Genomic DNA, 12,665 nt, shown 5'->3' on the forward strand with positions numbered 1-12,665 from the left:
AGAAAAATTTACTCTTCTCCTTACTGTATATTGAAAGTGTTAAGGGAAAAAATAATGAGTAGAAAAAAATTATTAAAGTTAGGGATTTCAATACTTGCTTTAAACGCTCTTGGAGTAGCAACTTATCATGTGGCTCCAGATTTATATCAAATTCCAACAGTGCATGCAGAAGAAACACCAGCGGAAGATGAAGAAATTCCAGATGGCCAAGAGCGAAACATTGCGCTTAAATTCAAAAGATTCCTTGATAATATAGAATCTTCAATTAAGGATTATACAGATAATCCAGAAGAGGAGAATAAAGAACTCCTAGAGGCTGATGTAGTAGAAGCAAAGAATTATTTTGAGACTGCAAAGAAGGCAATGAAGAGTCCAGAAGGTCAAAAAAGTTTTGCGACACTTGAAGCTCGTTACAATGAGTTGAAAGCCAAGGCTGAAGCTTTGTTGGCTGGTAAGACAGAACAACCAACGGAACCAAAAGTTGAGCATCAAGAAATCACTACGACAGAAGAGATTCCTTATGCATCTCGTACCGAAAACAACGCCGATCTTGCAGAAGGTACTCGCAATGTGAAACAAGCGGGTGTTAAAGGTACTAAGACCATTACTTGGGATATCACACTGACAGATGGTAAAGAAACAGCTCGTACTAAGAAAAGCGAGAAAGTTACCAAAGAACCAGTAGAAGAAATCATCGAAGTTGGAACTAAGAAAACAGGTGTAGAAACCAAAGAAACAGTGACTGTAGAGGAAAAAGTTGCTTTCAAAGAAGAAGCGAAAGTAGACCCAGCACTGGATAAAGGTCAAACGCGTGTTGAAGAAGGTGAAGAAGGTATCGATGAAGTCACTTATGAAGTGACAAAAGTGGATGGTGTTGAAAAATCTCGTAAAGAAGTTTCACGCAAGACTAAGAAAGCTGCAAAAAACAAGATTACTTATACAGGTTCAAAAGCAGTTGTAACCACTAAGGAAGTAACCAAAACTGAAGAAGTTGCCTTCCAGACTCGTGAGGTTGAAAATGCACTCTTAGCTGAAGGTGTTCGCCGAGTGAAAACAGCTGGTCAAAAAGGTGTTCGTACGATTGTTGAAACAGTGACTTACACAGATGGCGTTGAAACAGGTCGTGAGGTGAAATCCAACACAATCACTACTCCAGCAGTAGACGAAGTTGTTGAAGTTGGAACTAAGAAAGTAGTAGCTCCAGTGGTAACGACTAAGGAAGAGACGAAAACAGAAGAAGTTGCCTTCCAAACGAAGGAAGTCACAAATCCAGATCTTCCAGAAGGAAGTCGTCAAGTGAAAGCTGCTGGTAAGAAGGGTGTTCGTACGATTGTTGAAACTGTCACTTACACAGACGGAAAAGAGACAGGTCGTGTTGAGAAATCCAACACAATCACCACTCCAGCAGTAGATGAGATCGTTGAAGTAGGAACTAAGAAAGTAGTAGCTCCAGTTGTAACGACTAAGGAAGAAACGAAGACAGAAGAAGTTGCCTTCCAAACGAAGGAAGTCACAAATCCAGATCTTCCAGAAGGAAGTCGTCAAGTGAAGACCGCTGGGCAAAAAGGTGTTCGTACGATTGTTGAAACTGTCACTTACACAGACGGCATTGAAACAGGTCGTGTTGAGAAATCAAACACAATCACTACTCCAGCAGTAGACGAAGTTGTCGAAGTGGGAACTAAGAAAGTAGTAGCCCCAGTTGTAACGACTGAAGTAGTAGTCCCAGTTGTAACGACTAAGGAAGAAACGAAGACAGAAGATGTTGCTTTCCAAGTCAAAGAAGTGAAGAACGAAGATCTTCCAGAAGGAAGTCGTCAAGTGAAAGCTGCTGGTAAGAAGGGTGTTCGCACCATTGTTTATACAGTGACATACACAGACGGAGTTGAAACAGGTCGTGTTGAGAAATCGAGCACAATCACCACTCCAGCAGTAGATGAGATTGTTGAAGTTGGAACTAAGAAAGTAGCTTCGACAACAACCAACGGTAATAAGAATGATACTGCAACAACAGGGAACCAAGCTGAAAGCACTAAGAAAGAAGAAACTGCAAGCCAAGATCAGCAAGTTCTACCAAGTACAGGTACAGCTTCTACTAGTCTTCTTTCAATGATTGGTTTATTTATCGCTGGTCTAGTAGGCTTTGTCGTTCGTAAGAAAGACTAAGGCTCTCTAATTGTACAAAAGCATCTTTTGTACTAGAAATACTAAAAAGAACCCAGAATTTATTCTTGGGTTCTTTCTTTATAAATTAAAACGAATTACTATGGGTAAGTTGTTAGTAACAATATCCTGTTATGGAATTTGTAGAGTAGTATGAGTCTATTCTAGCTTGAAAGAATGGCTAATCATTTTCAAATCAATTCATTGATGGAAGTATGCTCTTTATCGAGGCCTTGAGCAACTGGGAGGCTGGTCAAGTAGCCTTGATAAGTGGTCACACCTTGACGCAAGCCCTCATCTTCAGCAATTGCTTGTGCGAATCCTTTGCCAGCCAATGCTTCGATATAAGGAAGAGTGACATTGGTTAGGGCGATGGTTGAAGTGCGAGCAACTGCACCAGGGATATTGGCAACGGCATAGTGGAGAACACCGTGTTTTTCATAGACGGGTTCATCGTGTGTTGTCACACGGTCAGCTGTTTCGATAACGCCACCTTGGTCAACGGCAACGTCAACGATGACAGAGCCTGGACGCATTTGTTTGACCATCTCATCTGTCACCAATTTCGGTGCTTTGGCACCAGGGATGAGAACTGCACCAATCACCACATCAGAATCCCTCACACTTGCTTCGATGTTGAATGAATTAGACATAAGAGTTTGAATTTGGTTTCCAAAGACTTCTTCTAGAACTGAGAGACGTTTCGCACTGATATCTAAAATAGTCACTTGAGCACCGAGTCCAAGGGCAATACGGGCAGCATGTGTGCCGACGACACCACCACCGATGATGGTTACTTTTCCTTTTGGAACACCAGGAACACCACCTAGTAGGACACCAGAACCACCAGCTTGCTTAGTAAGGAAGTGAGCTCCGATTTGAACAGCCATACGGCCGGCAACTTCACTCATAGGAACGAGGAGTGGTAGTTGTCCTTGATTATCACGAACAGTTTCATAGGCAATTCCTGTTGTTTTTGCTGCTAACATAGCATCTGCTAATTCTGGCGCAGCGGCCATGTGCAAGTAGGTGAAGAGGAGAAGATCGTCGCGCAAATAACCGTATTCAGAAGTTAGTGGTTCTTTTACTTTCACGACTAATTCAGCAGCCCAGGCTTCAGCAGCAGTAGCGACAATCTCAGCTCCTTGCTTTTGATAGTCTGCATCAGTAAATCCTGAACCGAGACCAGCATTTGTTTCGATGAGGACACGATGTCCACGGCTGACTAAACTATGGACACCAGCAGGAGTTAGGGCAACGCGGTTTTCGTTATTTTTAATTTCTTTTGGGATTCCGATTAACATAGAGATAACCTACCTTTCAATTGACGGGATTGTTTTAGTTGTCACATTTCAGTTCATAAATCAAAAATGTGATGATTTTATTGTATATGAAACCGCTTCAAAAATCAAGGAAAACTTGTCATTAAAATTTATTTATGCTAGACTAGTGAGAATCAAGCTCTAATGGAGGGGAAAGTATGGAATCAATATTTGTTAAATTTGCCCAGTATTCATCTATAGAAACGAAGCGTTTATTCCTCCGACCTGTAACCTTGGATGATGCAGAAGCTATGTTTGAGTATGCTTCAGACAGAGAAAATACACGCTACACTTTTCCAACAAATCAAAGCTTAGAAGAAACTAAGAGTAACATTGCTCAGTTTTACTTGGCTAATCCCTTGGGACGTTGGGGGATTGAACTAAAAAGCAATGGTCAGTTTATCGGTACCATTGATTTGCACAAGATCGATCCTGTTCTTAAGAAGGCAGCTATTGGCTACATTATCAATAAAAAGTATTGGAATCAAGGATTGACAACAGAAGCCAATCGAGCCGTGATTGAGCTAGCTTTTGAGAAGATTGGAATGAACAAGTTGACCGCTCTTCACGATAAAGATAATCCCGCATCAGGAAAGGTCATGGAGAAATCAGGGATGAGTTTTTCCCACGAAGAACCCTATGCCAGAATGGATAACAAAGAACCAGGTCGAATGATCACAAGGGTTCATTATGTCTTGACTAAGGAAGACTATTTTGTAAATAAATAAGCAGTTGAAAAGATTTTTCAGCTGTTTTTTTCTTTCACTTACGAATAACTTAAGAGAGGAGAAAATATGGAAGCAATTATCGAGAAAATCAAAGAGTATAAAATCATTGTCATCTGTGCTGTTTTAGGCTTGGCCTTGGGCGCATTTTTCCTACTAAAGCCAACTTCACAAACACCCGTCAAAGAAAAGAATTTGCAGGCTGAAGTCGCAGCTGTTTCAAAGGATTCATCGTCTGAAAAAGAAGTGAACAAGGAAGAGAAGGAAGAATCTCCTGAACAAGATCTGATAACAGTAGATGTCAAAGGTGCTGTTAAATCGCCAGGGATTTATGACTTGCCAGTAGGTAGTCGTGTCAATGATGCTGTTCAAAAGGCGGGTGGCTTGACAGAGCAAGCAGACAGCAAATCGCTCAATCTAGCTCAGAAAGTTAGTGATGAAGCTCTGGTTTACGTTCCAACTAAGGGAGAAGAAGTAGCTAGTCAACAGACTGCTTATGGGACGGCCTCTTCGACGAGCAAGGAAAAGAAGGTCAATCTCAACAAGGCCAGTCTGGAAGAACTCAAGCAGGTCAAAGGACTTGGTGGCAAACGAGCCCAGGATATTATCGACCATCGTGAGGCAAATGGCAAATTCAAGTCGGTAGATGAATTAAAGAAAGTCTCTGGCATTGGCGCAAAGACCATAGAAAAGCTAAAAGATTATGTCACAGTGGATTAAGAATTTCCCTATCCCCCTAATCTATCTGAGCTTTCTGTTGCTCTGGCTTTACTATGCCATTTTAGGAGCGTCCTATCTCGCACTGCTAGGTTTTGTTTTTTTGCTCGTCTGTCTCTTTTTCCAATTTCCTTGGAAACCGGCTGGAAAAGTTCTAGCGATTTGTGGAGTTTTTGGATTTTGGTTTCTGTTTCAAACTTGGCAACAAAGTCAAGCTAGTCAAAACCTAGTGGATTCTGTTGAAAGGGTACGGATTTTGCCTGACACTATTAAGGTCAATGGAGATAGTCTGTCCTTTCGGGGCAAGGCTGAGGGTCACACCTTCCAAGTTTATTATAAACTCCAGTCCGAGGAAGAGAAAGAGCTCTTTCAGACCTTAACAGACCTTCATGAGATTGAACTAGAAGGAAAACTTTCGGAACCCGAAGGGCAGAGGAATTTTGGTGGCTTTAACTACCAAGCCTATCTGAAGACTCAAGGAATTTACCAAACTTTGACTATCAAGAGTATCCAGTCAATGAAACAGGTTAGCAGTTGGGATATAGGAGAAAATCTGTCTAGTTTACGTCGAAAGGCTGTAGTTTGGATCAAGATGCACTTTCCAGATCCTATGCGCAACTATATGACAGGTCTTCTTTTAGGACATTTGGACACAGACTTTGAGGAGATGAATGAGCTCTATTCTAGTCTTGGAATTATCCATCTCTTTGCCTTGTCGGGCATGCAGGTGGGCTTCTTTATGGATGCCTTTAAGAAACTCCTCTTACGATTGGGCTTGACCCAAGAAAAGTTGAAGTGGCTAACTTATCCCTTTTCTCTTATCTATGCAGGTCTGACAGGATTTTCAGCTTCGGTTATTCGCAGTCTCTTGCAAAAGTTACTAGCACAACATGGTATTAAGGGCTTGGATAATTTTGCCTTGACGATCCTTGTCCTCTTTATCATCATGCCCAACTTTTTCTTGACAGCAGGAGGAGTCTTGTCCTGCGCATACGCTTTTATCTTGACCGTGACTAGTAAAGAAGGGGAGGGACTCAAGGCTGTTGCTAGAGAAAGTCTGGTCATTTCTTTGGGAATATTACCCATTCTATCCTTTTATTTTGCAGAATTTCAGCCTTGGTCTATTCTTTTGACCTTTGTCTTTTCCTTTCTGTTTGATGTGGTATTTTTACCGCTTTTGTCCATCTTATTCATTCTGTCTTTTGTTTACCCAGTCACTCAGTTTAACCTTGTCTTTGAGTGGTTGGAGTGTATCATTCGCTTGGTATCGCAGCTGGCAAGTAGGCCCCTGGTCTTTGGTCAACCCAACGCATGGCTGTTGATTCTACTGTTAGTTTCATTAGCCTTAGTCTATGACATGAGGAAAAACATTAAAAGACTAGCAGGATTTAGTCTCTTTATTGTGGGTCTCTTTTTCCTGACCAAGCATCCACTTGAAAATGAAATTACCATGCTAGATGTTGGGCAGGGAGAAAGCATTTTTCTAAGGGATGTAACTGGGAAAACCATTCTCATAGATGTGGGTGGAAAGGCAGAATCCGACAAAAAAATCCAAGCTTGGCAGCAAAAGTCGACGGCTAGCAATGCCCAGCGAACCTTGATTCCCTATCTTAAAAGTCGTGGAGTAGACAAGATTGACCAGCTGATTTTGACCAACACAGAGAAAGAGCATGTTGGAGATTTACTAGAGGTGACCAGGGCTTTCCAAGTCGGGGAGATTTTAGTATCAAAAGGAAGTTTGACACAGAAAGAATTTGTGGCAGAACTACAAGCGACTCAAACCAAGGTACGCAGTGTGACAGGGGGGGAGAATTTACCGATTTTTGGCAGTTACTTAGAAGTCCTATCTACAAGGAAGATGGGAGATGGAAGTCATGATGATTCTCTTTTTCTTTATGGGAGGCTTTTGGATAAGCACTTTCTCTTTACTGGAAACTTGAAGGAGAAGGGAGAAAAGGATCTTCTAAAGCAATACTCTACCTTAGAGGTGGATGTCTTAAAAGTCGGTCAACATGGTTCTAAAACCTCATCAGATCCAGTTTTCCTAGAAAAACTCAAACCAGAAATTACTCTCATTTCAGTTGGAAAGAACAATCGTGCGAAACTCCCCCATCAGGAAACCTTGACACGACTAGAAACCATCAATAGTAAAATTTACCGAACTGACCAGAACGGAGCTATTCGCTTTAAAGGTTGGAAAAGTTGGCAAATCGAAAGTGTTTGTTAAGAAGAAAAGTGTTATATATTAGTAAAATAAATTAAAATCTGTTGCATTATATCAAGAAAAACGATATAATGAAAGCGTCTTCAATACTAATGATACAAATGCAATGATAACCATGAAAAATCAGCAAAAGTCGCTTTATTAGCTAGTTTGTTATCTATTGGTCTTTTTCAGTCCAGTGTATCTGCTGTGACAGTCACTAAAAAATATTGGTATGATTGGAATACCGCTTTTGAGTATAGTATGAATTATCACAACCATCAATACATTTCTATCCCATCATGGTCTCGATATAAAGGCTACGATGAGTATAAAATTGGCGAAGGATGGAATTACCATCGTTATGAAGTCATAAACTACTACAGCGGAGGTTATTAATCGTTAAAGAGTGAGAAAAAGGAGGGCTGGATATGTTAACTCTTACTCATGTTACCTTAAAAACGCGACAAGTCATCTTGCAAGATGCGGATTTCACCTTTAAAAAGGGTAGGATTTATGGCCTTCTTGCTATCAATGGCTCGGGAAAGACGACCCTGTTCCGAGCTGTGAGCAAGCTACTTCCCCTTAGTAGTGGACATATCGCAGCCCCTCCTTCTTTGTTTTATTATGAGAGCGTTGAATGGCTGGATGGAAACTTAAGTGGGATGGACTACCTTCGTCTCATAAAAAACATCTGGAAGTCAGACCTAAACTTGGGGGACGAAATCGCCTATTGGGAAATGTCTGACTATATCAACCTTCCCATCCGCAAGTATTCCTTAGGCATGAAGCAACGCTTGGTGATTGCCATGTATTTCCTCAGTCAGGCGAAATGCTGGCTTATGGATGAGGTAACAAATGGTTTAGACGAGTACTATCGACAGAAGTTTTTTGACAGGCTAGCACAAATCAATAGGCAAGAACAGCTGGTTCTTTTGAGTTCCCACTATAAGGAAGAGTTGATTGATGTCTGCGATAGCATCGTAACCATTCGTCAGGGACAGATAGAAGAGGTTCCGTTATGAAAGATATTAGCCTATTTTTGTTAAAGAAAGTTTTCAAAAGTCGTTTAAACTGGATTATCTTACTTTTATTTGCATCTGTACTTGGTGTTACCTTTTATTTCAATAGTCGGACTGCAAACTCAGTCAGTTTGGAGAATCGATTGGAAAGTCGTATTGCAGCCAACGAGAGAGCTATCAATGAAAATGAAGAGAAGCTCTCCCAAATGTCTGACACCAGCTCGGAGGAATACCAGTTTGCTAAAGAAAATTTAGACTTGCAAAAAAATCTTTTGACGCAAAAGAAAGAAATTCTGACTTTATTAAAAGAAGGACGCTGGAAAGAAGCCTACTATTTGCAGTGGCAAGCTGAAGAAAAGAGTTATGAAGTTGTATCAAAGGAACCGACTTCTAGCTCTGACTTAAAAATGGCGGTTGACCGCGAACGAAAGATTTACCAAGCCCTGTATCTCTTGAACATAAAAGCCCACAATTTAGATTATCCGACTCACGGGATTGATCAGATTGTCTGGATTTTAGAGGCTATCATCCCAAGCTTGTTTGTGATTGCTATTATTTTTATGCTAACACAACTATTTGCAGAAAGATATCAAAATAATCTCGATACAGCTCAGTTATATCCTTTTCCAAAAGTGACATTTGCCATGTCCTCTCTTGGAGTTGGGGTGAGCTATGTAACCGTGCTGTTTATCGGAATCTGTGGATTTTCTTTTCTAGTAGGAAGTCTGATAAGTGGTTTTGGACAGTTAGATTATCCCTACCCGTTCTATAGCTTAACGAATCAAGAGGTAACTATTGGGAAGATACAAGATGTGTTATTTCCTAGCTTGCTCTTAACTTTCTTAGCTTTTATCGTCATTGTGGAAGTCGTCTACTTGATTGCTTACTTTTTCAAGCAAAAAATGCCTGTCCTCTTTCTTTCCCTCATTGGGATTGTTGGCTTGTTGTTTGGTATCCAAACGATCCAGCCTCTTCAGAGTATTGCCCATCTGCTTCCCTTTACTTACTTGCGTTCAGTAGAGATTTTATCTGGAAGATTGCCTAAGCGGATTGATAATGTCAATCTAAATTGGAGCATGGGACTGGTCTTACTTCCTTGCTTGATTATCCTTTTGTTAGTGGGGATTCTATTTATCGAAAGATGGGGAAGTTCACGTAAAAAGGAAGTTTTTAATAGGTCTTAGCATTCCTATAGGGAAGGTGAGGAAAAAACTAACAGAGTGAGGGAACCAACTAGGTTCTCTCTTTTTGATGCGGACATCAAGAAGAAAACAGAAAGTTTTTCGAAAAAATAACTTTTTATCTTGACAAGGGATAGAAAACTTGGTATCATATAAAAGTTGAGAAAAGCAGAAGTGAGAGCTTCTCGCCTTGTGACATCAAGTTGCCTGGCCCTACGGATGAAAAGTTTCTAAGAAACGCTATCATAACGTGCGGGCTTGTATCATTACGAGCCCGCTCTTGTTTTTCTCTAATAATAAAAAAGAGGTGAAAACCATAGCAAAGCAAGACTTATTCATCAATGATGAAATTCGTGTACGTGAAGTTCGCTTGATCGGTCTTGAGGGAGAACAGCTAGGCATTAAGCCACTCAGCGAAGCGCAAGCATTGGCTGATAGTGCAAATGTTGACTTAGTATTGATTCAACCCCAAGCAAAACCGCCTGTTGCTAAAATTATGGACTACGGTAAGTTCAAATTTGAGTACCAGAAGAAACAAAAAGAGCAACGCAAAAAACAAAGCGTTGTGACCGTGAAAGAAGTTCGTTTGAGCCCAGTTATCGATAAGGGTGATTTCGAAACGAAACTTCGCAATGCTCGCAAGTTCCTTGAAAAGGGAAACAAAGTTAAGGTATCCATTCGCTTTAAAGGGCGTATGATCACCCATAAAGAGATTGGTGCAAAAGTTTTAGCCGAGTTTGCTGAAGCAACACAAGATATTGCAGTCATCGAACAACGAGCTAAGATGGATGGACGCCAAATGTTCATGCAGTTGGCGCCAGCAACTGACAAAAAATAATTGTCAGAAAGTTAAATAAAGGAGAAAAAATCATGCCAAAACAAAAAACACACCGCGCATCAGCTAAACGTTTCAAACGTACAGGTTCTGGTGGACTTAAACGTTTCCGTGCTTACACTTCTCACCGTTTCCACGGAAAAACTAAGAAACAACGTCGTCATCTTCGTAAAGCATCTATGGTGCATTCAGGAGATTTCAAACGTATCAAAGCAATGCTTACTCGCTTGAAATAATAGCCTAACAGTAAGTAAACAATTCTAGGAAATATTTGGAGGAAATAAAACATGGCACGTGTTAAAGGTGGCGTTGTATCACGCAAACGTCGTAAACGTATTCTTAAATTAGCAAAAGGTTACTATGGAGCTAAACACATCTTGTTCCGTACTGCAAAAGAACAAGTAATGAACTCTTACTACTATGCATACCGTGACCGTCGTCAGAAAAAACGTGACTTCCGCAAATTGTGGATCACTCGTATCAACGCGGCAGCTCGTATGAACGGACTTTCATACTCACAATTGATGCATGGTTTGAAATTGGCTGAGATCGAAGTTAACCGTAAAATGCTTGCTGACTTGGCTGTTAACGATGCAGCAACTTTCACAGCTCTTGCAGATGCAGCGAAAGCAAAACTTGGTAAATAATAACAAACTGTTTCATTCTTACTCTTATGGTTCTTACCGTAGGAGTAAGGTGAAACTTTTTTGTTTTCCTTAAATGATTTTCTATTTTAGAGAGTAAATCACAGATTTTTTCAAAGAAAATAGGATATTTCTTGTATAATAGGAATAACTAAAAAGATTTGGAGTTAGAAGAAGATGATAGTAGGTATTGATTTAGGAACGACGAATTCTTTGGTAGGGGTTTATCAAGATGGTCAAGTCAAGCTGATTCCCAATGCTTTTGGTGAGTATTTAACTCCTTCTGTTGTGGCTTTAGATGACAATAATGAGATTATAGTTGGAAAAATTGCCAAGGAACGCTTGGTGACTCACCCAGACAAGACCGTTTCTCAGTTCAAGCGTTTTATGGGGACCAAGCATGAGTTGACGCTAGGAAATCGAGCATATAAGGCTGAAGAATTAAGCTCCTTTATCATTCGAAAGTTGGTAGATGATGCAGAGACCTATCTTGGAGAAAAGGTCGAGGAAGTGATTGTCAGTGTTCCAGCCTATTTCAATGATGCTCAACGCTACGCGACCAAACTAGCAGGGAAATTTGCAGGCGTTCAGATTGATCGGATTATCAATGAACCCTCTGCAGCGGCTCTTGCAAAAAGATCTATGGTAAACCAAGAAGATCAATCTTTTATTGTAGTCGATTTTGGTGGAGGCACTCTGGATATTTCAGTTGTGGAGCTATTTGATAATATCGTTGAAATCGTCTCGATCGCAGGGGACAATCGCTTGGGGGGAGAAGACTTCACTGCGGCGATTGCAGAGGAAATTTTAGCCTCCAATCAATTAACCAAGGATACGATTTCCCGAGAATTTTATAGCAAAATTCTGGTACAGGCTGAAAAGACAAAGCTGGAACTAAATGATAAAGAAGAAGTGAGGATGACTGTGATGGACCAAGATCAGGAATACTTTTTAGACTTGAGCTACCAGCGCTTTTATGAACTTTGTCAACCTCTGCTGGCTCGTGTTAAGGCCGTTTTGGACCGTGCCTTGATGGATGCACGCTATAGCTATGTATCGTCTGATAATTTTGTTCTTGTTGGGGGGACTTCGAAACTCCGCTTGGTTCAGGACTTTTTATCCTACTGTATCAATCAAATGGTGCAGGTTTCGGATGATCCCGATCGGATGATTGCGAGAGGTTGTGCCCTTTTAGCAGGAATAAAAGAACGGAAGGGTGAGATACGAGATTTATTACTGTCTGATATTTGTCCTTTTACACTGGGGATTGAGATAGTTGGAGACCGTTTTTCTCCGATTATTGAGCGAAATTCTACCCTCCCTGCTTCACGCATCGAGCAGTACTATACAGCTGAATTGGGACAGAGTCAAGTCAAGATAAAGGTCTATCAAGGTGAGATGATGAAGGCATCACAAAACCTGTTCCTAGGAGAATTAGAAGTTCCCGTCCCTGTGAATACTCGAGTAAATGAAAGTTTCACAGTTCGATTCACCTATGATTTAAATGGAATTTTGGATGTAGAAGTCAAAATTGATTCCACACAGGAAGTCTTTAGTCATGTTATTCTCCAAGATAGTGTTACTCTGACAGAAAAGGAAATCAAGGCTAAGCAAGCAGAGTTGACTCGCTATAAGATCAATGCTCAAGAAACAGAGGTTTATCGTTTCTTGATGGAAAAAGCGAATCGTGTGTACAGTATGCTCTTGGGAAGAAGAAGAGATGAACTAATGGCTGAAACTAGACGATTTGAAGAAGAGGTCAGCCAAGTATCTATGTATCATTTGCCAAAACTCTATCAATCATTTTCAAACTACCTAGACTTCCTAGAGCGAGGACTGTAAAAAAGGAGACC

At 40.7% G+C, this 12,665-nt stretch carries 12 protein-coding genes and 1 other annotated feature; of the genes, 11 read left to right on the forward strand and 1 reads right to left on the reverse strand.

The features are described from left to right. The first annotated feature begins 54 nt into the window (after positions 1-54). Positions 55-2,166: a G5 domain-containing protein gene (locus ACLV7H_RS04285; RefSeq protein WP_411866210.1), complete on the forward strand. Its 2,112-nt coding sequence runs from the start codon at positions 55-57 to the stop codon at positions 2,164-2,166. A gap of 188 nt (positions 2,167-2,354) precedes the next feature. Here the strand turns inward: ACLV7H_RS04285 and ald are convergent, their stop codons facing one another. Continuing rightward, complete coding sequence (gene ald, locus ACLV7H_RS04290) at positions 2,355-3,467, reverse strand: alanine dehydrogenase (RefSeq protein WP_411866450.1); 1,113 nt, start codon at positions 3,465-3,467, stop codon at positions 2,355-2,357. Between the two features lie 176 nt (positions 3,468-3,643). Here ald and ACLV7H_RS04295 point away from each other — a divergent pair, with 176 nt between their 5' ends. The 10 genes from ACLV7H_RS04295 to ACLV7H_RS04340 all read left to right on the forward strand — a co-directional run bounded on the left by ACLV7H_RS04295 (position 3,644) and on the right by ACLV7H_RS04340 (position 12,654). Continuing rightward, positions 3,644-4,213, forward strand: a complete 570-nt coding sequence (locus ACLV7H_RS04295) for a GNAT family N-acetyltransferase (RefSeq protein WP_411866451.1) — start codon at positions 3,644-3,646, stop codon at positions 4,211-4,213. A 66-nt stretch (positions 4,214-4,279) separates the two neighbouring features. Further along, complete coding sequence (locus ACLV7H_RS04300) at positions 4,280-4,930, forward strand: helix-hairpin-helix domain-containing protein (RefSeq protein WP_411866452.1); 651 nt, start codon at positions 4,280-4,282, stop codon at positions 4,928-4,930. Then, the gene (locus ACLV7H_RS04305) at positions 4,914-7,154 is read left to right on the forward strand and encodes a DNA internalization-related competence protein ComEC/Rec2 (protein WP_411866453.1); all 2,241 of its coding nucleotides are present in this window, start codon (positions 4,914-4,916) and stop codon (positions 7,152-7,154) included. The genes ACLV7H_RS04300 and ACLV7H_RS04305 overlap by 17 nt, the downstream gene beginning before the upstream one ends. A gap of 186 nt (positions 7,155-7,340) precedes the next feature. Then, positions 7,341-7,529, forward strand: a complete 189-nt coding sequence (locus tag ACLV7H_RS04310) for a hypothetical protein (protein WP_045591667.1) — start codon at positions 7,341-7,343, stop codon at positions 7,527-7,529. 32 nt (positions 7,530-7,561) lie between these two features. Next, positions 7,562-8,155 carry an ATP-binding cassette domain-containing protein gene (locus tag ACLV7H_RS04315; RefSeq protein ID WP_411866454.1) on the forward strand — a complete coding sequence of 198 codons (594 nt, stop codon included), beginning with the start codon at positions 7,562-7,564 and terminating at the stop codon, positions 8,153-8,155. Next, the gene (locus ACLV7H_RS04320) at positions 8,152-9,336 is read left to right on the forward strand and encodes a hypothetical protein (protein ID WP_411866455.1); all 1,185 of its coding nucleotides are present in this window, start codon (positions 8,152-8,154) and stop codon (positions 9,334-9,336) included. Before ACLV7H_RS04315 ends, ACLV7H_RS04320 begins: the two co-directional genes overlap by 4 nt. A gap of 157 nt (positions 9,337-9,493) precedes the next feature. Next, positions 9,494-9,625, forward strand: a sequence feature (ribosomal protein L20 leader region). 15 nt (positions 9,626-9,640) lie between these two features. Continuing rightward, entirely contained in the window at positions 9,641-10,171 is a 531-nt protein-coding gene (gene infC / locus ACLV7H_RS04325) for a translation initiation factor IF-3 (protein WP_411866456.1), read from the forward strand. 32 nt (positions 10,172-10,203) lie between these two features. After that, complete coding sequence (rpmI, locus tag ACLV7H_RS04330; protein ID WP_001125942.1) at positions 10,204-10,404, forward strand: 50S ribosomal protein L35; 201 nt, start codon at positions 10,204-10,206, stop codon at positions 10,402-10,404. A 51-nt stretch (positions 10,405-10,455) separates the two neighbouring features. After that, positions 10,456-10,815, forward strand: a complete 360-nt coding sequence (gene rplT / locus ACLV7H_RS04335; protein WP_411866457.1) for a 50S ribosomal protein L20 — start codon at positions 10,456-10,458, stop codon at positions 10,813-10,815. 174 nt (positions 10,816-10,989) lie between these two features. Then, positions 10,990-12,654: an Hsp70 family protein gene (locus ACLV7H_RS04340; RefSeq protein WP_411866458.1), complete on the forward strand. Its 1,665-nt coding sequence runs from the start codon at positions 10,990-10,992 to the stop codon at positions 12,652-12,654. The last annotated feature ends 11 nt before the right edge of the window (positions 12,655-12,665 follow it).

Origin of the sequence: Streptococcus oralis (assembly GCF_965111685.1) — a bacterium.
In the GTDB taxonomy this organism is placed as follows: domain Bacteria; phylum Bacillota; class Bacilli; order Lactobacillales; family Streptococcaceae; genus Streptococcus; species Streptococcus oralis_B.

Bases quoted from the DNA above. Each gene is read 5' to 3' on its own strand.
- ACLV7H_RS04285 (WP_411866210.1), top strand. From the start codon at position 55: ATGAGTAGAAAAAAATTATTAAAGTTAGGGATTTCAATACTTGCTTTA.
- ald (WP_411866450.1), bottom strand. From the start codon at position 3,467: ATGTTAATCGGAATCCCAAAAGAAATTAAAAATAACGAAAACCGCGTT.
- ACLV7H_RS04295 (WP_411866451.1), top strand. From the start codon at position 3,644: ATGGAATCAATATTTGTTAAATTTGCCCAGTATTCATCTATAGAAACG.
- ACLV7H_RS04300 (WP_411866452.1), top strand. From the start codon at position 4,280: ATGGAAGCAATTATCGAGAAAATCAAAGAGTATAAAATCATTGTCATC.
- ACLV7H_RS04305 (WP_411866453.1), top strand. From the start codon at position 4,914: ATGTCACAGTGGATTAAGAATTTCCCTATCCCCCTAATCTATCTGAGC.
- ACLV7H_RS04315 (WP_411866454.1), top strand. From the start codon at position 7,562: ATGTTAACTCTTACTCATGTTACCTTAAAAACGCGACAAGTCATCTTG.
- ACLV7H_RS04320 (WP_411866455.1), top strand. From the start codon at position 8,152: ATGAAAGATATTAGCCTATTTTTGTTAAAGAAAGTTTTCAAAAGTCGT.
- rpmI (WP_001125942.1), top strand. From the start codon at position 10,204: ATGCCAAAACAAAAAACACACCGCGCATCAGCTAAACGTTTCAAACGT.
- rplT (WP_411866457.1), top strand. From the start codon at position 10,456: ATGGCACGTGTTAAAGGTGGCGTTGTATCACGCAAACGTCGTAAACGT.
- ACLV7H_RS04340 (WP_411866458.1), top strand. From the start codon at position 10,990: ATGATAGTAGGTATTGATTTAGGAACGACGAATTCTTTGGTAGGGGTT.